The following is a 21,897-nucleotide window of genomic DNA, read 5'->3' as shown; positions in this document are numbered from 1 at the left end:
AGGAGAGGGGGAAGCACAGGATGACTACGGATATCACCACGGGGGCTGAACCAGACAGCGTTCGCCGCGCAATTGCCGCGGGGGTCGATGAATGGCACGACAGGGTCGAGGCCCTCGCGCGCGAACTGCACGCGAACCCTGAGCTCGCCTTCGAGGAGCACCGCTCAGCCAAGGCGATCGCTGCGCTCCTCGAGTCCGGCGGCTTCGCAGTCGACCGCGGCGTCGGCGGCCTCGACACCGCCTTCGAAGCGCGCGCCGGCAGCGGCCCGCTCGAGGTCGTGCTCTGCGTCGAGTACGACGCCCTCCCTGGCATCGGCCACGCCTGCGGGCACAACCTCATCGCCGGTACTTCGGTTGCCGCGGCGCTCGCACTCGCGCCCGTCGCCGACGAGCTCGGGATCACCGTCCGCGCGATCGGCACCCCAGCGGAGGAGCACGGCGGCGGCAAGTCCGTGCTGCTCGAACGCGGCGCCTTCGACGGCGCGCACCTCGCGCTCATGCTGCACCCAGTGCAGGACGGCATGAGTTACAACCCGACCGGCACGAGCGCGCAGGCCGTTGGGCGCTTCCGCGCGGTGTTCTCCGGCAAGTCCGCGCACGCGGCCGCCGCCCCTCACCTCGCCGTGAACGCCGCCGATGCAGCGGTGCTCTCGCACGTGGCCATCGGGCTGCTGCGGCAGCAGATCCGCGGCGACGAGCGCATCGCCCTGGTTACCCGCGAGGCTGGTGAGGTCACGAACATCATCCCGGACCGCGCGGTCGTCGAGTTCGAGTGCCGCGCGTTCGAACTCGACGCCTACCTCGCGCTCCTCGAGCGCGTCAGGGCATGCTTCGAGGGGGCGGCCGTCGCGACGGGAACCGTGCTCGAGATCAGCGAAACGGAACCGCTCTACGAGCCGCTGATCCAGGACGACGCGCTCGCCGCTTCGTGGACGAGCGCGATGGCCGCGCTCGGCTACGACACGACGCCATCCGCCGGCGTGAGCGGCGGGTCGACAGACATGGGCAATGTCAGCCAGGTCATTCCCTCGCTGCACCCGTGGTTCAGCCTGCCGGGAGCCACGGCACCGATCCACACCCACGAGTTCGCCGCGTTTGCGAACACGCCCGAGGCCTACCGCGCGATGCGCGACGGCGCGATCGGGCTCGCATGGACCGCGGCGGGCGCCGCGGCACCCGGAGCAACGCGCGACCGGCTGTTGCAGTCCGCCTTTCACTCTGAATAACCAACTAACCCACAAGAAAGGACCACAGTGAGCGTCAAAGCAGTTGCCCCAGTGGTCGGCAAACAAGAAACCCTTCCCATTGCGCTCCTCGCGCTCGCCGTCGCGGGGGTGATGCAATTTGCGGGTGCGCTGAACATCAACGTTGGTATCGGCTCCATCGTGATCTTCCCGATGGTGTGGGGGCTGATCGCCGGCCTGCTGATCTCGGTGCAGAAGTTCAAGCCGCTCGGCATCGACCTGCAGAAGGCGGCCTCCGCGCTCGTCTCCGTGACGGTGCTCGTGCTCGTCGCGCGCCTCGCGTTCAACATCGGCCCCAACCTCATGCTGCTTGTCAACGCGGGCCCCGCGCTGCTGCTCCAGGAGATCGGACACCTGCTCGGCACCGTGGCACTCGCGCTGCCGCTCGCCGTGTTGCTGCGCATGGGCACCTCAACGATTGGCGCGACGTTCTCGCTCGACCGCGAGCCGTCGTTTGCGATCGTGTCAGAGAAGTACGGCCCCGACTCGCACCAGTACCGCGGCGTGCTCTCGATGTACGTCTTCGGCACCCTCTTCGGTGCCGTGTTCATCACGCTCCTCACCTCGCTTGTGACGAACTGGGGCATCTTCGATCCGCTCGCACTCGCAATGGGTGCTGGTGTCGGAAGCGGATCGATGATGGCAGCCTCCGCTGGCGTCATCGCCGACGCCTACCCCGCGCAGGCTGACGAGATCTTCGCGATCGCATCGGTGTCGAACCTCATCACGACCCTGCTCGGCGTCTACGTTGGCATCTGGCTCGCACTGCCGCTCGCTGATAAGTTCTACCACTTCCTCACCCGCGGCAAGCACAAGCAGGAAATCGCAGACGCTGAGGCACAGGCCGAGCGCGCCCGGACCGCGGCCGCAGCCGGAACGCTCGACGCAGCGGAGGCAGAGCAGAACCGGACCCTCGTAACGGCCATTGAATCCGCGACGTCTACGGTGTCAGTCCCGCTGCGGCTGAGTATCCCAATCATCACCGTTCTCGGGCTAGTGACGGCGATGATTGCCGCGAAGGGCTTTAGCTGGCAAGTCCTCGCCGGGTACGGTGTGCTCATCGGGCTCACGCTTCTGGGAATCTGGCTTGGTAAAGTCACTCGAGTGCTCCCCTCAGTCATTTGGATCACCACACTCGGCGCGTACCTCTCGAGCCCGTGGTTCTTCGGCGGGGAGTGGATGGCCGCGCAGGTCGGCGCGATCGACGTGCTGTCGATCGCGACCGTGATGCTGACGCTCGCGGGCCTCTCGCTCGGCAAGGACGTTCCGATGCTCAAGAGCATTGGCTGGAAGATTATCCCGGTCGGGCTCGTTGCGATCACCGCCTCGTTCCTGCTCTCGACAATCATCGCCGAGTTCTCCCTCGGCTTCTGGGGCTAGCGCGCCCGGATAGACACAGCGAGAAGCAACGCCGCACCGGCAGACACAGTTCTGCCGGCGCGGCGTTGCTGTTTGGGTAGATCATCCATCTTCACGGATCCGCCTTTCCCGGCCTGGCGGGGTTTCCTGCAGAGGCAAAGGACGGCCAGTGTGGCTGGCGGTGGGGCGAGAACACAGCCTCGCCAGCGCAAGCACCAGATAGACTGTCCGGGTGAGTAACGAGATCGAAATTGGTCGCGGAAAGCGCGCCCGCCGTGTGTACACATTCGACGAGATCGGTATTGTGCCGACGCGGCGCACCCGCGACCCCGAGCTCGTCTCCACGTCGTGGACGATTGACGCGTTCCAGTTCGGGATCCCCGTCATGGGGGCGCCAATGGACTCGGTCATGTCGCCCGCGACAGCGATCCAGCTTGGCCAGCTCGGCGGACTCGGTGTCCTCAACCTTGAGGGGCTGTGGACACGTCACGAGAACCCCGAGCCGCTGCTCGAAGAGATTGCTCGGGTCGATGACGAGGTCGCAGCGGTCAAGCGCATGCGCGAGCTCTACTCGGCGCCCATCAAGCCCGAACTCATCCGTGACCGCCTCGCGGAGATCCGCGACGCAGGCGTCACTGTCGCAGGCGCCCTGTCGCCGCACCGTACCGCCGAGTTCACTGACACCGTTGTGAAGGCAGGCGTCGATCTCTTCGTGATCCGCGGCAACACGGTCTCCGCGGAGCACGTCTCGGTCGAGGGGCGCGAGCCGCTGAACCTGAAGCAGTTCATCTACGAGCTCGACGTGCCCGTCATTGTTGGTGGAGCCGCGACGTACCAGTCCGCCCTGCACCTCATGCGCACCGGCGCCGCTGGCGTACTCGTTGGGTTCGGCGGGGGAGCCTCGTCGACGACCCGCGCCACCCTCGGGATCCGCGCTCCAATGGCGAGCGCAATCGCTGATGTTGCCGGCGCGCGCACCGACTACCTCGACGAATCGGGCGGGCGCTACGTGCACGTCATCGCAGACGGTGGCCTCGGCACCTCAGGCGACCTCGTCAAGGCGATCGCATGCGGTGCAGACGCCGTGATGCTCGGCGCAGCGCTTGCGCGCGCGACCGACGCGCCCGGGCGTGGCTGGCACTGGGGGCAAGAAGCCCACCACGAGGATCTTCCCCGCGGCCGCCGCGTCGCTGTTGAGCAGATCGCCCCGCTCTCCGAAATCATGAACGGCCCTGCGCACATCGCTGACGGCAGCGCGAACCTCCTCGGAGCGCTCCGCCGTGCGATGGCGACGAGTGGCTACTCTGACGTGAAAGAGTTCCAGCGCGTCGACATCGTTCACGCAGAGCGGTAGCCATGGCGGGCCGGAAGCTTGAATACCTCGGGGAGCCAACGCTCGGCCAGGTCATGCGACGACCCCAGTGGCTCGCAGCGCTGCTGCTTGCCATGATCATTGCCGCGGTGTTCGCGTGGCTCGGTCAGTGGCAGATGGGCAACGCGATCCGCGACAACGTTGACGAGCTCAGCGCAACCGAAACGGTTCGTCCAATCGACGATCTCACCCCGCCGATCGCTGGCATTCCCGAGCTCTCAGCGGGAGCGGTCGTCTCGGTGGACGGCGGCTTCGTCTCCGGCGATTTCTCGGTGATCAGCGAGCGGATGAACCAGGGGCCAGACGCGACCGCTGAGCGCAGCAAGGGCGCGTGGGTGGTTGGTCACCTCGTGCGTCCCGATCACGACAACGCAAGCCTCGCGGTTGCCGTCGGATGGGCGCCGAGTGATGAGGCCGCGGCGAACGCAGTGCAGCATTTGAACACGCTGCCTGAGGGCGAACGCGTACTCGAGGGTCGATACCTTCCGGCCGAAGCGCCCGAGGTGCCGCGCCCTGACGGTGATCCGCACTACTCCCGCACGATGGTTCCAGCGTTCCTTGCGAACTCCTGGAACGCGGCACCCACAGGGCCCATCTACGGTGGTTACTTGGTGCTGCACGAGACCGCAGACGCCCCCGACCTCGCAGACGCAGGACTGGTGCGCATCGACTCCGTCGCCCCTAGCGCCCCCGAGAAGGTCAGCTGGCTCAATGTGTTCTACGGCATCGAATGGGCCGTGTTCGCAGCCGTCGCTCTGTTCCTCTGGTACCGGCTCGCGCGCGACGCCTGGGAGAAGGAACACGAGATGATGCTGCTCACCGCTGAGGCGGACGAGCAAGCCGCCGCAGAGGCCGCCGCGGAGGCGGCCGCGGGCGAAACAGAGACAACAATCAAGCCATAGAATGGAAGTCATGCAACTCCAGCCGAAGCCCGAGGACTACCCCCGTATTCGCCGGGCGCTGAGTGTATACAAGGTCACCTCCGTCATTACCGGCGTCATGCTGCTGCTGCTCTGCGCGGTGATGGTGATGAAGTACGTGTTTGACGTCGAACTCTTCCTGTTCACGCCAAACGCGGTCGCCGAGTTCCTGCCGATCGTGCCCGAGGGGCAGGAAGCAGAATTCGCCCGTCCAGGGTTTGACCTCTTCAAGGCGATCCTCATCGCGCACGGCTGGTTCTACGTCGTGTACCTCATCGCGAACTTCATGCTGTGGAGCCCGATGCGTTGGAACTTCATGCGGTTCCTCGTACTGGCGCTCGGTGGCGTGATCCCGTTCCTTTCTTTCTTCCTCGAGGCGCGCATCGCCCGCGAGGTTAACCAGTTCCTTGACGAGAAGGAGGCGGCTCTCGCCGCGTCCGCCGTCGCCACCGATCAAGATCGCCAGGAAGGCACAGCATGACAGAAGTAGCGCACGAGGGGCACCGGCCCGTTCTCGTCGTCGATTTTGGGGCGCAGTACGCGCAGCTCATCGCACGCCGAGTGCGCGAGGCCGGAGTGTACTCCGAGCTCGTCCCGCACACGATTACCGCTGAGGAAGTCCGGGCGAAGAACCCGCTCGGGATCGTGCTCTCCGGTGGGCCGTCGTCGGTGTACGAAGCCGGCGCGCCCGCGTTTGACGACGCGATCTTCGACCTCGGAATCCCCACCCTCGGCATTTGCTACGGCTTCCAGGTGATGGCCCGCGCCCTCGGCGGCACTGTCGGCAACACCGGCGACCGCGAGTACGGCTCGACTGAAGCGACGCTCGTTGGCGACGGCGGTGCGATCCTCGGCGGCCAGCCGAACACGCAGCACGTTTGGATGAGCCACGGCGACGCCGTGCAGCAGGCACCCGAAGGGTTCGACGTGCTCGCGAGCACCGAGGTCACCCCCGTCGCAGCGTTCGGCTCGCCCGAGCGCAAGATGTACGGCGTGCAGTGGCACCCCGAGGTGAAGCACTCCGAGCACGGCCAGGAGATCCTCAAGAACTTCCTCCACACCGTCGCGGGTATCCCCGCAGACTGGAACGCTGGCAACGTTATCGCCGAGCAGATCGAGGCGATCCGCGCGCAGGTCGGAAACGCACGCGTGATCTCCGCGCTCTCGGGCGGCGTTGACTCTGCGGTATCAACCGCGCTCGTGCACGAGGCGATCGGCGACCAGCTCACCGCAGTGTTCGTTGATCACGGACTGCTCCGCAAGGGCGAGCGCGAGCAGGTTGAGCGCGACTATGTCGCCTCGACCGGCGTGCGTCTCATCACCGTTGAAGCTGAGGACATCTTCCTCGGTCACCTCGCGGGCGTCACCGACCCGGAAGAGAAGCGCAAGATCATCGGCCGCGAGTTCATTCGCGCGTTCGAGAAGGTGCAGCTTGATCTCGTCGCCGAGGCGAAGGCCGAGGGCGAGCCCATCAAGTTCCTCGTGCAGGGCACCCTGTACCCCGATGTTGTCGAGTCGGGCGGCGGATCCGGCACCGCGAACATCAAGAGCCACCACAACGTCGGTGGACTTCCTGAGGATCTCGACTTCGAGCTCATCGAGCCGCTGCGCGCCCTGTTCAAGGACGAGGTGCGTGCGATCGGCCGCGAGCTCGGGCTTCCCGAGGCGATCGTCGGCCGCCAGCCGTTCCCCGGCCCAGGCCTTGGCATCCGTATCGTCGGCGAGGTCACGCGCGAGCGCCTTGACATCCTGCGCGAGGCAGACGCGATTGCTCGCGCCGAGCTCACCGCTGCAGGTCTTGACGATTCGATCTGGCAGTGCCCGGTCGTGCTGCTCGCCGATGTGCGCTCGGTTGGCGTGCAGGGCGACGGCCGCACCTACGGTCACCCAATCGTGCTGCGACCCGTCTCGTCGGAAGACGCGATGACCGCCGACTGGACTCGCGTCCCGTACGACGTGCTCGCACGCATCTCGAACAAGATCACAAACCAGGTGCCTGACGTGAACCGCGTCGTGCTCGACGTCACGTCGAAGCCACCGGGGACGATCGAATGGGAGTAAATCCCGTGTAGCTGGGCGCTCGCGCCTCAGCTCGCTCGCAGCTCACTCACGTGCATCTCGTGTTTCCATTTGGAACCGAGTACTGCACGTGGGTGAGCTGTTTTCGTTGTGCCCATTTCGACTATTCTGAAGGGGAGCGGCGCGAGCCGTGTATCACCCCGGCAGTGCTGCCGGGCCCGGTGCTCTCCGCGAACGAGGGCGCACGTCTGACAACAGAGCGGAATGATATGAGTGAAGCAATGGGGCTTAGCGGAGCGAGCGAAGCGGGCGCCGTGTGGCCGCTTGATCGTGCCTTGGCAGCTGTGGCTGTCGCGCGAATTGTTCCTGTGGTGAGTCTGGCTTCCGTCGAACAGGCCGAGCCGCTCGCGGACGCCCTTATCGCCGGCGGTATCACCGCCGTCGAGATCACACTGCGCACTCCGAGTGGGGTGGGGGCGATAGCGCGTCTCGCTGACTATTCTGCGCTCTTGACGGTTGGCGCTGGCACGGTTGTGTCCGTTGCGCAGGTTGACGAGGTGATTGATGCTGGTGCTCGGTTCGTGATCTCACCGGGGATTGATGAGGCGGTCGTGACGCGCTGTTTGGCTCGCGGCGTTCTCCCCGTGCCTGGAATTGGGACGGCGAGCGAGGTGCAGTTGGCTGACCGTCTCGGTCTCTCAGCAGTGAAGGTGTTTCCAGCGGCGGAGTTGGGCGGGGCCGGTTTCGTGCGGGCGATGCGTGGGCCGTTCCCGCACATGCGGTTTCTGCCGAGCGGCGGGGTGACGGCCGACAACGTCGCCGCCTATCTTGCGACACCGGGCGTATTCGCGGTGAGCGGGAGCTGGACGGCTCCAGACGCCGCCATCGCGGCGGGGGATTGGGAGCGCGTTGCGCAGCTCGCTGCGGCCGCGACGGCCGCAATTGCGGCCCCGCCAGGCAAATGAGCGACTGAGGAGGGCGGGGTCAGCGCGCCCGGGAACCTGGGTATCGGGAAAACGCCTGACAGGGCGCGCTGAGGCTGTCAGACTGGGGGTGTGCTGGATATTCAGAATGGCCGCGTAGCGGTGTACCTCGACTTCGATAACATCGTGCTCTCCTGGTATGACCGGGTGCACGGTCGAAACTCTTTTTCGCGTGACCGACAACGGATCGCGGAGGGAGAGCGTGACGCTGAGATCACTGCGCGCCTCGAAGCTGCGATCGTGGACGTTGGGGCGATCATCGACTACGCCTCCTCGTTCGGGACCCTCGTGCTCACGCGCGCCTACGCGGACTGGTCTGCTCCGATGAACGCCGAGTACCGGTCGCAGCTCGTCGCGCGCGCGGTGGATCTTGTGCAGCTGTTCCCCGCCGCAGCGTACGCGAAGAACGGCGCAGATATTCGCCTGGCTGTTGACACCGTCGAAGACATGTTCCGGCTCGAAGATCTCACCCACGTGGTGATCGTCGCGGGGGATTCGGACTATGTACCGCTCGCGCAGCGGTGCAAGCGCCTTGGGCGCTACGTGGTCGGCGTCGGCGTTGCTGGCTCAACAGCGAAATCGCTTGCGGCTGCGTGTGATGAGTTCGCGACATACGACTCACTTCCGGGCGTTGCCCCACTGCAGCCACGCGACGAGGAGTCGCGGCCAAAGCGCGGCAGGGGAGGGTCGCGCAGGGGCGGCGGGGGTCGACAGGACGATGCGAAGAGCGCTAGCGAGGCCGCAAGCGAAGAGGTGACCGACGTCGCGAAGACAGAGTCTTCTGGCCGCGGAGGACAGGCGTCGAAGGCTGGGCAGACTGGCCGCGCGCAGGCTGCGGCGGGCGCCCCCGTTTCGGACGATCGCGAGGCTGAGCTTCGCGAGGTGTTGCGTGCTGGCGCGGATGAGCACGAGGCAGACCTGCACGATGAGGACTCGCTTGAGGCCGAGAGCCCAGAGGAAGCTGAAATCGCGGTGACCGGTCTCCTCATCCGGGCGCTGTGGCTGAGCCAAGACACCGACGATTCGGGGTGGCTCTACAGCTCTGCGGTGAAGCAGCAAATGCGTCGCATGGATCCGTCCTTCAACGAGAAAGCGCTCGGGTTTCGCTCGTTCTCTGACTTCTTGAAGTCGCGTTCTGATGTCGTGGAGCTCGAGGAGAGCGGGCACGAACGATTGGTTCGGCTCGCCGAACAGACGGGCTAACGCTGTTGCGCGAGGCTAGCCGATGCTTGTCTCGCGCAACAGGCCGGCTTCGACGAGGTCGCCCCAGAGCGCTTCAGGAATCTCTGTCGCGTACCTTTCGATGGTGTCTGGAACGTGGCCTCGCCGAGACGCTCCCACAACGACGCTCCCCACCTGCGGTTGCTGCAGCGGAAACTGGAGCGCTGCTTCGGGGAGGGTGACGCCGTGGCTCTCGCACACGTCGGCGAGTGCGTTGGCACGCGCGATGAGCGCGGCCGGCGCGTCGGCGTAGTTGTACTGGGCGTCAGCTGGCGGTCGTGGGTGTGCGAGCAGCCCGGAGTTGTAGACGCCGGCGATCACGACCGTGGCACCGGTTTCGTTTGCGGCGGGGAACAGGTCAGCGAGCGCACCCTGCTCGAGCAGTGTGTACCTTCCGGCGAGCATGACGATGTCCGCGTCTGCCTCCCGAACAAACCTGGCGAGCATCCCAGCCTGGTTCATCCCAGCACCGAACTCGGCAATGACGCCCGCTGACCGGAGCCGAGTGAGGGCCGGGACCGCTCCGGAAATTGCCTCGTCCCAGTGGTCATCTGGGTCGTGAATGTAGGCGATGTCGATGCGGTCGAGCCCCAATCGTTCGAGGCTCTCCTCGATAGAGGTCAGCACCCCGCGTTCACTGAAGTCCCAGACGCGCCGTGTGGTGTCTGGAACGACGAACCCTTCGGAGTCCTGCCCCGTCCCACCTGGGTTTGGTCGGAGGAGCCGGCCAACTTTCGTGGAGAGCACGTACTCCTCGCGGGGGTAGCGGCGGAGCGCCGCCCCGAGCCGTTCCTCGGAGAGCCCGAGTCCGTAGTGCGGCGCTGTGTCAAACATTCTGATGCCCGCGGCCCAAGCTGCGTCGACGATTTCGTCGGCGGTGGCGTCCGGCATGACGCGGTAGAGATTGCCAAACTGTGCGCAGCCGAGACCGAGCTCGGTGACGCTGATTCCGGTGCGGGTGGTTCGCCGCGAGATGCTCGGGGTCATTGTGGATCCTTCGTAGCGGGTGAGGGGGAGCTGCCCGAAATGGCGGCGCTGAGCGCTGGATACCATCGGCGGGCCGTGCCCGACCAGACCTGCTCCTGTTCCGTTGGGCTGAGTTCCGCGAGGCTGTCCTCAGCAATTCCGACGGCGGCGGCGTAGCCGCCTCCGAGAATGCTCACAGGCCAATCGCTGCCGAACATGAGTCGACTCGGGCTGAAGACCTCGAGCGCGGCATCCGTGTACGGCCTGAGGCGGGCCGCGGTCATGGGTGCGTGGTCGAACGTGAGGAAGCCGGAGAACTTGCACGCGACGTGCTCACTGCCCGTGAACGCGCGGAGCGCATGCGTCCACGCGGTGAGATCCTCGTCCCGCAGCGTGGGCTTTGCGAGGTGATTGATGACCATTCGGGTGCCGGGGTTCGCCGAGGCGAGGCGCTCGGCCGCACGGAGGTGCGCGGGGGTCACCAGGAGGTCGAGGGTGAGGCCGCGCTCGGCGAGCGCCGCAGCGGTGGCGTGAACGTCGGGGGAGTCGAGCCACTCCGGGTCCGCGGCGTACTCGGCAGCGAGGCGGATCCCCGCGAGCCGGGCGCCGCCCCGGCCGGCGATGAGACGGTCAAGCTGTTCGCCTGGCGACCGTGGATCCTGGGCGAGGTCGAGCCACCCGACTACCGCGGCCAGTTCGGGGTGGTCGTCGGCAAGCGCGAGGATCTCAGGCGTCTCTGCGGCGACGGGGACAGTCTGCACGAACACGCCATGCCGAACCCCGGATGCGCCGGCGGCGCGCGACCAGTCGACCTGCGAGTATGGCCCACCTATCGCGGCGCTTGTGGCGTCGTCCATCCACGTCTGGGGCCGCACGGATTGGTCCCAGAGATGATGGTGGGCGTCGATACGCAGCATTGGGTCCTCCGCGGTGAGTGGGCGTAGGCCCGCGCCCGGTGCGGGAACCAGCACGACCATTTCGTGTAGATATTTAGATTATCGTGCACGATTACCGTGTGGCAAACACCGTTTCCACGTGCCAGGCAAGCTCGAGGCGGCTCGGCATACGAAAGGTGGCCCAGAGCACAGCTCCGGGCCACCTGAGAAACGAACCGTCTGGCCCGTTACTTCCTAGCGATGCGCCTAATCTCGGAAGATCGCGATGATACGCAGGATTTCGAGGTAGAGCCACACGAGGGTGACGGTCAGGCCAAACGCTGCGGTCCAACCCCACTTCTCCGGGACGCGGTTCCTGACGCCGTTCTGGATGAGCTCAAAGTCCATCACGAGCGAGTACGAAGCGAGCAGCACTGCGAGGGCGCCGATGATGAGGCCCATGGTGCCACCACGCATACCCCAAGGGTCGGTGTTCAGGCCGGTGAGCATCATGATGAAGTTGATTACGGAGAACGCGAGGTAACCCGCCATCGCGATGAGTACGATCTTGGTCATGCGCGGGCTCGTGCGCACCTTGCCGCTGCGGAACAGGAGGAGTGTCACACCAAACACCGCGAGGGTTCCGATGATTGCCTGCGAGACGATTCCGCTCCACTGGCCTTCGAAGACGCCCGAGATGGCGCCGAGGAAGATTCCCTGCGCTGCTGCGTACGCAACGATGAGCGGGACGCTCGGCTCCTTCTTGAAGGAGTTCACGAGACCAAGCGCGATGCCAGCGATCGCTCCCGGGAGCATAAGGCCCGGCATGAACCAGCCGACGGCGCCGAAGGCGAGCACGACGATGAAGAGCATCACGGTCTTCGAGATCGTGTTCTCGTAGGTCATTGGGTTTTCTGACGGTGCGATCAGCGGCGGCTGGCCGGCACCGACCTGGCTGTCCGCTGGTGCGTCGACGCCCGGCCGCGTTGTCGTCGCAGCCGGCTGATCGTAGATACGGTGCAACTCCTCTGCAGTGAGGGTCTTGCCGTTCAATGCGGGGTTGTTGCTGAGGGCAGGATTGCTCATGCGCAAGGGCCTTTCGAAGCGTAGTCGGGCATTGTGTCCAGTCTACAGACGGGGCAGGAACCCATGCTGTGACTGTACGGAATGTTCGCTCACGGCGGTGTGCAATGAGGCTCTAGGCTGGTACGCATGTCTGAGATTGCACCTCACCCCCTCGTTATTGGGCACCGGGGTGCTCCCGGGTACCGGCCTGAGCACACCGAGGCCTCATATCGGCTCGCGTGCGACCTCGGCGCAGACGCGGTCGAGCCCGACGTCGTGGTGACGAGCGACGGCGTGCTCATTGTGCGTCACGAGAACGAAATCTCGGGGACGACCGACGTCGCGAGCCGTGCAGAGTTCGCGGGGAGGCGAACCTCCAAGGTCATCGACGGGCAGCGGCTCACGGGGTGGTTTGCCGAGGACTTCACGTGGGCGGAGCTGTCGAGCCTGCGTTGCGTCGAGCGGCTCAAACGCGTGAGGTCGGACAATCGTGCATTCGACGGGCAGGAACCAATGCTGCGGCTCGCGGACGTCTTTCGGATTGTCGATGAGGAGAGCGCCCGCCAGGGCCGCGACATCGGGGTTGTGCTCGAAGTGAAGCACGCCGAGTATTTCCGTTCGATCGGTGTCGATATTGCTGCGCTGATCCAGGACGAGCTCGGACGGACTGGCTGGGCGGATCGCTCGGAGCGACTCATCATCGAGTGCTTCGAGCTCGATGTGCTCCGGAGGCTCAGGCAGGCTGGCGTTCGTGGAACGTATGTGTTCCTTGCCGAGCGTCTCGGCTCCCCAGCTGACGAGCTCGCGCGGGCCGCCGAAGGCGGGCCTCGCGCACGCAGTTTTGAGTGGTACCGCAGCGATGAGGGTCTCGACTATCTCCGGTCGCACGTCGACGGCATCAGCGTCGACACGGGCAGCCTCATTCGTACGAACGCAATTGGGTTGGCGGCGGGCCCAGCAGATCTCGCGCGGCGGGCGCACGAGCGTGGTCTCTTGGTCTTTACCTGGACGCTCAGGCCGGAAAACCGGTATCTCAACCTGCGGTTCCATTCCTCGCTCAGTGGCGCGGACTGGGGCGATTGGCAGTCGGAGTTCGCCCTCGTGCTTGCCACGGGTGTCGACGGGATATTCGTCGACCACCCAGATCTCGGCGTTGCAGCGCGGGAAGCTGAGCGCGGCGCGGCTTAGCCCGCAGTGGCCGGACGCCGCGAGGCCCTGGGCGCGACCCTCGAGCTCTGTGCGGCCCCGAGCGCTACGGCTGCGTGGCGGTGGCCCCGCACTCTCCAATGAGGTTCGTCGGCATGAGCCGAGCAATATCGGTGGGGGAGAAGCCCCGGTCGAGCAGATATCCAAGCTTTGCGATCGCTGCTTCGATGGTGAGATCTGCGCCTGCGGTCACACCGGCAGCCGCGAGTTGCCGGCCGACTGCGTAACGGTCCGTGTCAACGCTGCCGTTCGCGCACTGTGTGATCGCCACGACGGGCATGCGTTCGCTGATGCTCTTCAGCGCATCTTTCATGCCGGGTTTCGTCATCGGTGCGTTCCCGGACCCGTAGCACTCCAGCACCATTGCGGCTGGCTCGCCGGACGCGAGCGCGAGCAGGTCACGTGCCGCGAGCGCTGGGGTGAACCTCACCGACAGCACGCGTGCGTGTGCTGGCCGAACGAGCGCCTGCTCGCTCGGCGTTCCCGGCAGGCCCAGTGGGTTGCTTCCCAGCTCGCGTTCCGCGCGGAACGCCTTGAGCGCTTCCGCGTCTGACTTGGTCACCCGCACGGCGGGCAGGATCGCGCCGCCGAACGCGACCGAGACTGGCGCCGTCGGGCTTGCCTGCGTCACGGCACGGATCGCGAGCTGCAGATTGTCGAAGGCGTCGGTGGGGCGCACGCCGTGGGCGAACTGACTCCCTGTCACCACGACGGGCACCCCAAGTCCTGAGAGTTCGAACGCGAGACGCGAGGCAGTGAACGCGAGTGTGTCGGTGCCGTGGGTCACCACGACGGCGCTTGCGCGCATCGCTCCGACCCGTGCCCTGAGTGCGCGGGCAATCTTGGGTGCTGTCTCTTCGTCGGCGTTCGCGCTATCGATCGCCGGTTGGAGCTGATTCACGCGGGCCCGGTAGCCGTAGCGGGAGGCGATGCGGTCGGCGCGCTCCTCGAGGATCTCGAGAAACCCGGGGTCCGGTTCGAGGCCGTTGCCGGTGTCGTGCATCCCGATGGTGCCGCCGGTCGCGAAGATCAGGATCGTTGGCAGCTCGGGCGGTGTGTTACGCATTCTTCCATTCTCTCTCACCATCGTCGATCGTGCGCAGTCGGGCGGGTTAAGCGAGCTGGGCGATCCAAAAGAATACGAGCGATGCGACGAGGGTGCCGACCGCCACAACGGCGACGGGGTTGAGCGCGCCGCGCAGCCTGGCGCCGGCGTGTGCGACCCCGGTCGGCGCGGTGAGAGCGAGGTGGGGCGCTTCCCCTTCCGCGCCTGTCTCTGCGGAGCTGGCGAGGCGCGTGTCGCGCCAGCGCTGCCACTGCGTTGTGCGCTCGATGAGTTGCTCGGCCGCGTGCAGCAGGCTGAGCCAGATCCCGGGATCGAGGGTCACCACGTCGTGGCGGGTGCGCAGCAGCAGGCGGTCGTCGACGATTTCTACGTCGAAGCCCTGTGCGCCGTCGATGAGGGCGGCCATCACGTCGGGGGTGAGGAGGTACAGCGCGTCGCGTTCGTACCCCACTGGGCAGTACACCGTGAAGTAGCGGTCGAAGTCACCCTCGAGCTGCAGCCGTTGCTGAGCGGCCGGCCTGCGCTTTGAGAGTATCCCGGATGCGAAGCTGCTCTTGCGGATGAGGAGGAGGTGCGGGAGCGTCGTGGGGAGCGGAAACTCCGCGTAGCCAGAGAGGTACGTCGTTGGCGCGACGGCATCACCGACCTGCCCGTTCTCGTGCACCGTGTTCGCCGCATGCCAGCCGTGCGGAGAGGTCACCGTGCGGCGAAACAGCACGGTCGCCTGGTCGCCAGTCGGTCCATGCTCGTAGCTCAGACTGTTCGCGCGGGCGAAGTCAGTGAGCCGGAAGATGTCGGCGGCCGAGGTGATGTGGATCTGCCTTCGCAGCACGGCCATGCCCAGTGAGAGTAGCAGCAGGACACACAATCCAATCGCGGCAACGGCCCACACTCCCTCCCACAGCGAATCTGTCAGTGGGGCGAGGTGCGCAAACGACGGGATCACCACGACGATGACGACGGGGGCCGACATTAGAAAGCTGGTCGTTGGGGAGCGGTGCTCAAGGCCCTTGTGTTCGCTGAGGTGTGCTGTGACGAACCGCTCAGAGTCTGTTTTGGCCACGGCGGCCAGTAGCGGTCGCACGTCGAGACTGGCTGGCACGGCGGCGGGTCTGCCCTCGCGGGGGCGGGGGCGACGCTGACCCGCCGTCGTGAGCGTTCCGTCGGCATGCACGTGTGTGACGCCCTCCCACGCGGCCTGCACGAGCGCGCGGCGCGGCCCGGCGTACTCGCGCTCCATGAGAGCGGTCCCCTGTGCGCCGAGCACGAACCCGGCACATGTTGCCGCGCCAACGGACAAGGCGAAGCCAGCGGCCAAGTCGTCTCCCTGCCAGACCCAGGTGAGCACGACGGCGAGTGCGGACCCTAACGGTGCTGCACCGATCGCTGTCGCACGCTGCAGCCAAGCCTTCGTCGAGCGATAGCGCCAGAGGAGTGCGCCGATGACCGCACCGATCAGTGCGAGACCAACCGTGTAGTAGGCAAGTGGGGGCGGGTCGTTCGCGGCGGCCGCGGTGATGACAAGCACGGCCGCGATGAGGTCGAGGATGCTGTGTCCGATGACGGCGTGCGGCGTGAAGTCGATCCGGTGCGGGCCGTGCACGAGTCGGCCGGTTCGCGCGAGCGGGTGCGCACGGCGGTGCCCGCCCGCCGAGCGCGCTGCAGCAGTTGCGCCGAGCGCAAGGGCGGCGAGGCACGCGGCGATCGCCCAGGTTAGCGCAGCGACGTGGGGCGGCGCGGTGGATCTCGCGAGCGCCCACAGAGCCATAGCTATCGAAGCGAGCGCCAGCAGGATCGGGCGGAGCGCGGGTGCGGCTCGCGTGATTCGCGGAGTGGGCGTCTCGAGCGTTTTGGGTCCACCGCGCCCATGGGAGCGAGGGGATTCGGCCGGGTTCGTGCGCATGTCGCTGTCCTGTTCGGTGGCTGGGCGTGCGGCGCGAGGAGCAGTAACACTGTATTACATAAGTTGCGCAATAGTCCGTCCTGTGCCGCTTTTGGTGTGGTGCCGATACGCCAATGTCATCGGCCCCGCCTACACTGGAGACACGATGAGCGACTTTGAACTTCTTGATCCCGGCGCACCCTTCGGCGGCGCCCAGGCTACCGACGGCACCGACCCGCTGCTCGACGGGTTGAACCCAGAGCAGCGCCGTGCGGTCATCGCCCGCGGCCCTGCCCTCCTCATCGTCGCAGGGGCGGGCTCAGGCAAGACACGCGTGCTCACGCACCGCATCGCGCACCTCATCCGCGAGAAAGAGGCCTGGCCAAGCCAGATTCTCGCGATCACGTTTACGAACAAGGCAGCAGCAGAGATGCGCGAGCGGCTCGGTTCGCTGCTCGGCGCGGGTGTCGAGGGCATGTGGGTGTCGACGTTCCACTCTGCGTGCGTGCGGATCCTGCGGCGCGAGGCAGAACGCTTCGGCTACGTCTCCGGCTTCACAATCTACGACTCGGCCGACTCGCGCGCGCTCCTCAAACGCATCATCAAGGAGCTCGACGCCGACACCTACGGCTTCACACCAGCCAACACGAGCGCGAAGATCTCCAAGCTCAAGAACGAGCTTTCCGACGCGCACGACTACGCGGCCACCGCGAACGCGAGCGACCCGCGCGAACGGCTCTTTACTGAGATCTTCACGTCGTACGAGCAAGAGCTGAAGCGGGCAAACGCCTTCGACTTCGACGACCTCATCGGGCAGACCGTGCAGCTGTTCCGCGCGCACCCCGACGTAGCCGCGATCTATCAGCGCCGCTTCAGGCACATCCTCGTCGACGAGTACCAGGATACGAACCACGCGCAGTACTCGCTCATCCGTGAACTCACGAAGCACGTCGAACCGGAACAGGTCGAGCGCATGGTTCCACCCGTGCGCGAGCGTGAGCTCGACGGGCTCGGCCGTATCCCAGGCGCGAGCCTCACGGTCGTCGGCGACTCCGACCAGTCGATCTACGCGTTCCGCGGCGCCAACATCAGAAATATCGTCGAGTTCGAACGCGACTTCTCGAACGCTGAGGTCGTGAAGCTCGAGCAGAACTACCGCTCGACGCAGAACATCCTCAGCGCGGCAAATGCGGTCATCGGCAACAACTTTGACCGCCAGGACAAGAAGCTGTGGACCGCGGAGGGCGACGGCGAAAAGATCGTCGGCTTCACCGGGTATTCGCAACACGACGAGGCGCGCTTCGTCGCTGAGGAGATCGAGGACCTCCACCGAGACGGCATGCCCTACGGCGACATCGCCGTCTTCTACCGCACGAACTCGCAGACGCGAGCGCTCGAGGAGTTGCTCATCCGCTCCGCGATCCCGTACCGCGTGCTCGGCGGAACGAAGTTCTACGATCGCGCCGAAATCAAAGACGCGATGGCTTACCTCACCACGATCGCGAATCCGTTCGACCCGATCTCGTGGTCGCGCATGCTCGGAACACCGAAGCGCGGCGTTGGCCCCATGGCAGAAGCTCACCTCGCGAACTTCCAAGAGGCCGAGGGCATCACGTTCCACGAAGCGATGCAGCGTGCCCAGGAGATCCCGGCCCTCGGGCCGAAGATCCGCACAACAGTAGTCGAGCTCGCAGACCTGCTGACTCGGGCGACACACATGGCGCTCGGGGGTGGCGCGACCGACATCGCTCCGCCGCCAGCCGACGATGCTGCCACTGAAGCCACCGACGGCGACGCCGAATCCACGCAGAAGAAGCCCGCACCGGTCGCCGATGTGCTCAAGCTCGTGCTCGACTCAACCGAGATGATCGAGAAGCTCCGCGCGAAGCGTGACCCGCAGGACGACGCCCGTGCTGAGAACCTCGAGGAGCTCATCGCGGTCGCCCGCGAGTTCGACGCGCAGCAGCCGGGCGCAGGCCTCCTCGCGTTCCTCACCGAGGTCAGCCTCGTGGCAGCAGCCGACGACCTCGACGACCAGAGCGGCACCGTCTCGCTCATGACGCTGCACACCGCGAAGGGCCTCGAATACCCAGCAGTGTTCATCACGGGCGTCGAAGAGGGGCTCATCCCGCACCAGATGTCGATTGACGAGCTCGGCGGCATCAACGAGGAGCGAAGGCTCATGTACGTCGGCATCACGCGTGCCCGCGAGAAACTGTTCATCACGCTCGCCTCGACGCGTGCGACGTTCGGCGACATCGCGGTCGCGATGCCGTCGCGGTTCCTCCAAGAAATCCCGGAGTCGCTCATCGAATGGCGGCAGTCGCCGGGCGAGGTTACCGGCCGCGGCGGGACGCAGTCGCGTGCGCTCAACGCCGGCCGCGCGCCCGGCGCGAGCGGCGCCTCGTGGTCGCGCAACCGCGACTCCCAGGTCTCCTTTGGTGCGAGCGGCGGTAGCTCCGCAGCGGTCGCCGAGCCCGCGAGCGGAAACATGCAGTCCGCACTCGACAAGTGGCGCGAGCGCAAGCGTCTCGCAAAGGAAGCCCAGGCCACTGGCGGCGGCTTCCCAAACACGATCGTCGGCAATATTCGCGACAACGGTGACCTCGAACTCGCTTTGGGCGACCGGATCCGGCACGACGAATACGGTGAGGGCCGCGTGAACGCGGTCACCGGAGCCGGCTCCAAGCGCGTCGCTCACGTCACCTTCGACACCGTGGGGGAGCGGAAGCTGCTCGTGAAGCTCGCCCCGATCGAGAAGCTCAGCGAATAGGGTTACGCGGAGCTGGGCTGGGCTGGGCTGGGGTCAGTGTTCGACCCTGAGCAGCGAGGAGCCTGGCCGGCGAGTATGCCTTTTCGTGCCGCGATCATTTGCTGCACTGAATCGTTGCTTCGAAAGAGCCGGGCGAGGTTTTGACGTCTTCTTCGTTGTAGCTTTCGCCAGGGACGGTGTTTCTCTCGTTGATCGGCGTGTATTTCACGGTGCCCTTCCCGCTGACCGACACCGTGTTGCCTTCGCGGCTTAGCGAAATATCCTCGGTCTGCAGCAGTACGAGTACTTCGTCGTACACCTTCACCTGGGCGCTATAGATTTCGCGGTCGTCATCGAACGTCGCTGAGAGCGAGGCAATGCGGGGTTTGACGGCCACCGCGAACACCTCGGTATCGGTGCAGTCGGCACTCTCGAAGACACCGGTGGCGGTCTGGTTGTCGCCATAACTGATGGTGACCTTGGACCCTCCCGCATTGCACTGGGTGAGTAAGAACACGACACAGACTCCAAGTGCCGCGAGGAGAAACCAGATTCCCCTGCGCTTGCGCGCTACCTGCGCCATGCGGAAAGCCCCTCTGCTGTTGACCGGTTCAACGCCATCACGGTGGTGCGGCGCGAAAGCCCTCGCGGACCCGCAGGCAATCACTCGAGCCTGCCCCCGATGCAATCTCAAACATACCCAACACGGGTGACCGCGTGTGGCTGTGCCCGAAGCGCGCGCCGCCCAGTCACGCACATTGCCCCCGGATCCTGCGCACGCCCCTGGACAGTGCGCACGACTCCGGGGGCAACTCGTCGCAGGTCACCGGCATTGACTGTAATCGCGGCGCGTACTTCACGTGTGACCGTGTGGGGAGCGGAATCTGCCCGTGAAGTTCGCCCCGTTCGAGGAACTCCGTGAGCCTGGCTACGAGGAGCTGGGGCAGTGGGGCTGATTCAGTGAGAAGCCAGTTCGCCGAGCAGTCGGCGCGGTGAGATAGAGCGGTTAGCGGAGGCAGTCGACGGTAACAGTGACGGTTGCCGGAACACTGACGCCCTCCGACTGATCGATTTTCGACAGGCCAGGATTTTCCCCTGCTGGGGCTGGCGAAACCATCGCGGTTCCGGGCGCTTCGACAACAACCGCCCGGCTAGCGCTCTCGCCCTCGCTGAACTCGGGAACGCCAAACCCGATGAACGTGACGAAATTGTCAGCGAGAATCGCGGCAGAAATCTGCGGACTCTTCCCCGTGACGCTTTCCTTGTTGAGCAACAGGCTGGCGTTGCGGCTCTCGGGGGCCTCAGCCCAGAACAGCTTTTCAGTACATCCCTGAGTGGTGAGTTCCGTTGAAACTGTGTGGAATGCACCCTCGATTTCGTAGGTGATGGACATCTTCGGAGACGTGAACGGGGACGTCGTCGGGGCTGGACTTGAGGTGTCCTCAGGGGGAGCGCTGGATCCTCCGCTCGGCGCACTACATGCTGCGAGCGTGAGGAGCATGGCGCAAGCCAGTATGCCTTTTCGTGCGGCGATCATTTGCTGCACTGAATCGTTGCTTCGAAAGAGCCGGGCGAGGTTTTGACGTCTTCTTCGTTGTAGCTTTCGCCAGGGACGGTGTTTCCCTCGTTGATCGGCGTGTATTTCACGGTGCCCTTCCCGCTGACCGACACCGTGTTGCCTTCGCGACTTAGCGAAATATCCTCGGTCTGCAGCAGTACGAGTACTTCGTCGTACACCTTCACCTGGGCCCGAGAGAAATCTCTCGCTTCGTCTAAGGTCGCTGAGAGCGAGGCGATGCGGGGTTTGATGGCCACCGCGAACACCTCGGTATCGGTGCAGTCGGCACTCTCGAAGACACCGGTGGCGGTCTGGTTGTCGCCATAACTGATGGTGAGTGTGGACCGTCCCGCGCTGCACTGAGTGAGTAAGAACACGACACAGACTCCAAGTGCCGCGAGGAGAAACCAGATTCCCCTGCGCTTGCGCGCTACCTGCGCCATGCGGAAAACCTTTCTCTTGTCGAACATTTCAATGGCATCAAAAGCGAGTCTTGCCTCCCCGACCTATTGATGCTCGATCAGTGCTCAGTGCTCAGTGCTCAGCGCTCTTCGAGGGTACGAAGAGCGTGTCCGATACCAGTGATGCCGGCTCGGATGCTATCGCGACTGCCGCTGGTTTCTTTGGTCACCTTGATCATAGGAGGTCCGCTGCTTGAATGACCGTGATCGCCTCACGCATGTCTTTGGGTCGGTTCTCGAACTGCGGCAGGGTGAGGCCGCCCTCCGCGAAGAGGGAACCGAGGACTTCTCTGCCATCGAGTACTGGGGAAATCCGCCGGCTCAGGTTTGTGGGCAACTCGGATGGCTTTGGATGTCTGGCAGACCTTCTCTGAGGTCGCGATTGAGGCGTGCTGAGGCTGGAAAAGTATCTGTCAGCACCTCTCTCGGTTGTGCGGGGAGGAGAGAAGGCAACCATCCCTCTAGCTCCGCCAAGGGGTCCAGGGGAAAGCCTGCTGAACTCGCCGACTTCGTTGAGCGGCTGTCACGGTCACTTGCACTGCTCATCATGGCGGTGGACCCAAGCAAGGTCGTCATCGGTGGTGGGCTTTCGCGCACACGGCGCGCTCGTGCTCGCGTTCCGCCGCTCGTCGGGGGAGATCTATGGTCTCGACGACATGACGGTGCCGCGCATCACTCCACTCACCGCCCTCGGAGAGTGAATCCGCCGCCGGGCGGGGAGGGGCGCTTCGGTGCGCATGCTGAGTGGGGGATCAAGGTGTGTGCGCGGCGCGCCTCAAAGAGTGCGTTTTTCGTGGTGTGAGGGACGATTTCGGCGGGATCGATTGCTGCGCCTGTCCAGGAACGCTGGTTCAGTTGTTCCATGGCACGAGTGGGTGTGCTCTATGTGGGGCCGGACGGGCGAGCTGTGTATCCGGGCGGCTTCCTATGAGAACGCGGTGTTAGACT

General features: G+C 65.3%; 20 protein-coding genes. 11 read left to right on the top strand and 9 right to left on the bottom strand.

What is annotated here, in order from left to right; all coding sequences use genetic code 11:
• Positions 1 to 20: 20 nt before the first annotated feature.
• The 8 genes from SD72_RS10300 to SD72_RS10265 all read left to right on the top strand — a co-directional run bounded on the left by SD72_RS10300 (position 21) and on the right by SD72_RS10265 (position 9,100).
• Positions 21 to 1,226 carry an amidohydrolase gene (locus SD72_RS10300; protein ID WP_042544376.1) on the top strand — a complete coding sequence of 402 codons (1,206 nt, stop codon included), beginning with the start codon at positions 21 to 23 and terminating at the stop codon, positions 1,224 to 1,226.
• Positions 1,227 to 1,253: 27 nt separating this feature from the next.
• Positions 1,254 to 2,624 (top strand): DUF3100 domain-containing protein, encoded by a 1,371-nt coding sequence (locus tag SD72_RS10295; RefSeq protein WP_042544375.1) that lies wholly within the window; start codon positions 1,254 to 1,256, stop codon positions 2,622 to 2,624.
• Between the two features lie 211 nt (positions 2,625 to 2,835).
• Positions 2,836 to 3,957 carry a GuaB3 family IMP dehydrogenase-related protein gene (locus SD72_RS10290; protein ID WP_042544374.1) on the top strand — a complete coding sequence of 374 codons (1,122 nt, stop codon included), beginning with the start codon at positions 2,836 to 2,838 and terminating at the stop codon, positions 3,955 to 3,957.
• 2 nt (positions 3,958 to 3,959) lie between these two features.
• A complete protein-coding gene (locus tag SD72_RS10285; RefSeq protein ID WP_042544373.1) occupies positions 3,960 to 4,877 on the top strand; it encodes an SURF1 family cytochrome oxidase biogenesis protein in 918 nt (305 codons plus the stop codon).
• Positions 4,878 to 4,887: 10 nt separating this feature from the next.
• Positions 4,888 to 5,376: a DUF3817 domain-containing protein gene (locus tag SD72_RS10280; RefSeq protein WP_042544427.1), complete on the top strand. Its 489-nt coding sequence runs from the start codon at positions 4,888 to 4,890 to the stop codon at positions 5,374 to 5,376.
• On the top strand, positions 5,373 to 6,956 hold the full coding sequence (gene guaA, locus SD72_RS10275) for a glutamine-hydrolyzing GMP synthase (protein WP_042544372.1): 1,584 nt from the start codon (positions 5,373 to 5,375) through the stop codon (positions 6,954 to 6,956). The genes SD72_RS10280 and guaA overlap by 4 nt, the downstream gene beginning before the upstream one ends.
• Positions 6,957 to 7,183: 227 nt before the next feature.
• Positions 7,184 to 7,879, top strand: coding sequence for a bifunctional 4-hydroxy-2-oxoglutarate aldolase/2-dehydro-3-deoxy-phosphogluconate aldolase (locus SD72_RS10270; protein WP_232299720.1), 696 nt, complete (start codon positions 7,184 to 7,186; stop codon positions 7,877 to 7,879).
• Between the two features lie 90 nt (positions 7,880 to 7,969).
• Positions 7,970 to 9,100 (top strand): NYN domain-containing protein, encoded by a 1,131-nt coding sequence (locus tag SD72_RS10265; protein ID WP_052492602.1) that lies wholly within the window; start codon positions 7,970 to 7,972, stop codon positions 9,098 to 9,100.
• A gap of 15 nt (positions 9,101 to 9,115) precedes the next feature.
• Here the strand turns inward: SD72_RS10265 and SD72_RS10260 are convergent, their stop codons facing one another.
• The 3 genes from SD72_RS10260 to SD72_RS10250 all read right to left on the bottom strand — a co-directional run bounded on the left by SD72_RS10260 (position 9,116) and on the right by SD72_RS10250 (position 12,045).
• Positions 9,116 to 10,105: an aldo/keto reductase gene (locus tag SD72_RS10260; protein ID WP_042544371.1), complete on the bottom strand. Its 990-nt coding sequence runs from the start codon at positions 10,103 to 10,105 to the stop codon at positions 9,116 to 9,118.
• Entirely contained in the window at positions 10,102 to 11,001 is a 900-nt protein-coding gene (locus SD72_RS10255; RefSeq protein WP_042544424.1) for an amidohydrolase family protein, read from the bottom strand. Before SD72_RS10255 ends, SD72_RS10260 begins: the two co-directional genes overlap by 4 nt.
• 225 nt (positions 11,002 to 11,226) lie before the next feature.
• Positions 11,227 to 12,045 (bottom strand): Bax inhibitor-1/YccA family protein, encoded by an 819-nt coding sequence (locus SD72_RS10250; RefSeq protein WP_042544370.1) that lies wholly within the window; start codon positions 12,043 to 12,045, stop codon positions 11,227 to 11,229.
• A gap of 126 nt (positions 12,046 to 12,171) precedes the next feature.
• On the opposite strand from SD72_RS10250, the gene SD72_RS10245 reads away from it, so the two are divergent.
• A complete protein-coding gene (locus tag SD72_RS10245; protein ID WP_042544369.1) occupies positions 12,172 to 13,212 on the top strand; it encodes a glycerophosphodiester phosphodiesterase family protein in 1,041 nt (346 codons plus the stop codon).
• A gap of 64 nt (positions 13,213 to 13,276) precedes the next feature.
• Here SD72_RS10245 and SD72_RS10240 read toward each other — a convergent pair whose 3' ends face one another.
• Positions 13,277 to 14,296: an asparaginase domain-containing protein gene (locus SD72_RS10240; RefSeq protein WP_042544368.1), complete on the bottom strand. Its 1,020-nt coding sequence runs from the start codon at positions 14,294 to 14,296 to the stop codon at positions 13,277 to 13,279.
• Between the two features lie 46 nt (positions 14,297 to 14,342).
• Entirely contained in the window at positions 14,343 to 16,199 is a 1,857-nt protein-coding gene (locus tag SD72_RS16975) for a hypothetical protein (RefSeq protein ID WP_157000540.1), read from the bottom strand.
• 145 nt (positions 16,200 to 16,344) lie between these two features.
• On the opposite strand from SD72_RS16975, the gene SD72_RS10230 reads away from it, so the two are divergent.
• Positions 16,345 to 18,951: an ATP-dependent helicase gene (locus tag SD72_RS10230; protein ID WP_042544367.1), complete on the top strand. Its 2,607-nt coding sequence runs from the start codon at positions 16,345 to 16,347 to the stop codon at positions 18,949 to 18,951.
• 94 nt (positions 18,952 to 19,045) lie between these two features.
• Here SD72_RS10230 and SD72_RS10225 read toward each other — a convergent pair whose 3' ends face one another.
• From SD72_RS10225 to SD72_RS17755, 4 genes are all read right to left on the bottom strand, one after another.
• Positions 19,046 to 19,513, bottom strand: a complete 468-nt coding sequence (locus SD72_RS10225; RefSeq protein WP_042544366.1) for a hypothetical protein — start codon at positions 19,511 to 19,513, stop codon at positions 19,046 to 19,048.
• Between the two features lie 423 nt (positions 19,514 to 19,936).
• Positions 19,937 to 20,323: a hypothetical protein gene (locus tag SD72_RS10220; protein WP_042544365.1), complete on the bottom strand. Its 387-nt coding sequence runs from the start codon at positions 20,321 to 20,323 to the stop codon at positions 19,937 to 19,939.
• Positions 20,324 to 20,463: 140 nt separating this feature from the next.
• Entirely contained in the window at positions 20,464 to 20,958 is a 495-nt protein-coding gene (locus tag SD72_RS10215; RefSeq protein WP_042544364.1) for a hypothetical protein, read from the bottom strand.
• 166 nt (positions 20,959 to 21,124) lie between these two features.
• A complete protein-coding gene (locus SD72_RS17755; protein WP_157000539.1) occupies positions 21,125 to 21,286 on the bottom strand; it encodes a hypothetical protein in 162 nt (53 codons plus the stop codon).
• Between the two features lie 241 nt (positions 21,287 to 21,527).
• Between SD72_RS17755 and SD72_RS18470 the strand changes: the two genes are divergently transcribed.
• Positions 21,528 to 21,650: a hypothetical protein gene (locus tag SD72_RS18470; RefSeq protein ID WP_269745579.1), complete on the top strand. Its 123-nt coding sequence runs from the start codon at positions 21,528 to 21,530 to the stop codon at positions 21,648 to 21,650.
• The last annotated feature ends 247 nt before the right edge of the window (positions 21,651 to 21,897 follow it).

This window comes from Leucobacter komagatae (genome assembly GCF_000834055.1).
GTDB lineage: Bacteria > Actinomycetota > Actinomycetes > Actinomycetales > Microbacteriaceae > Leucobacter > Leucobacter komagatae_A.
This window is presented reverse-complemented; position numbering and strand designations above follow the sequence as displayed.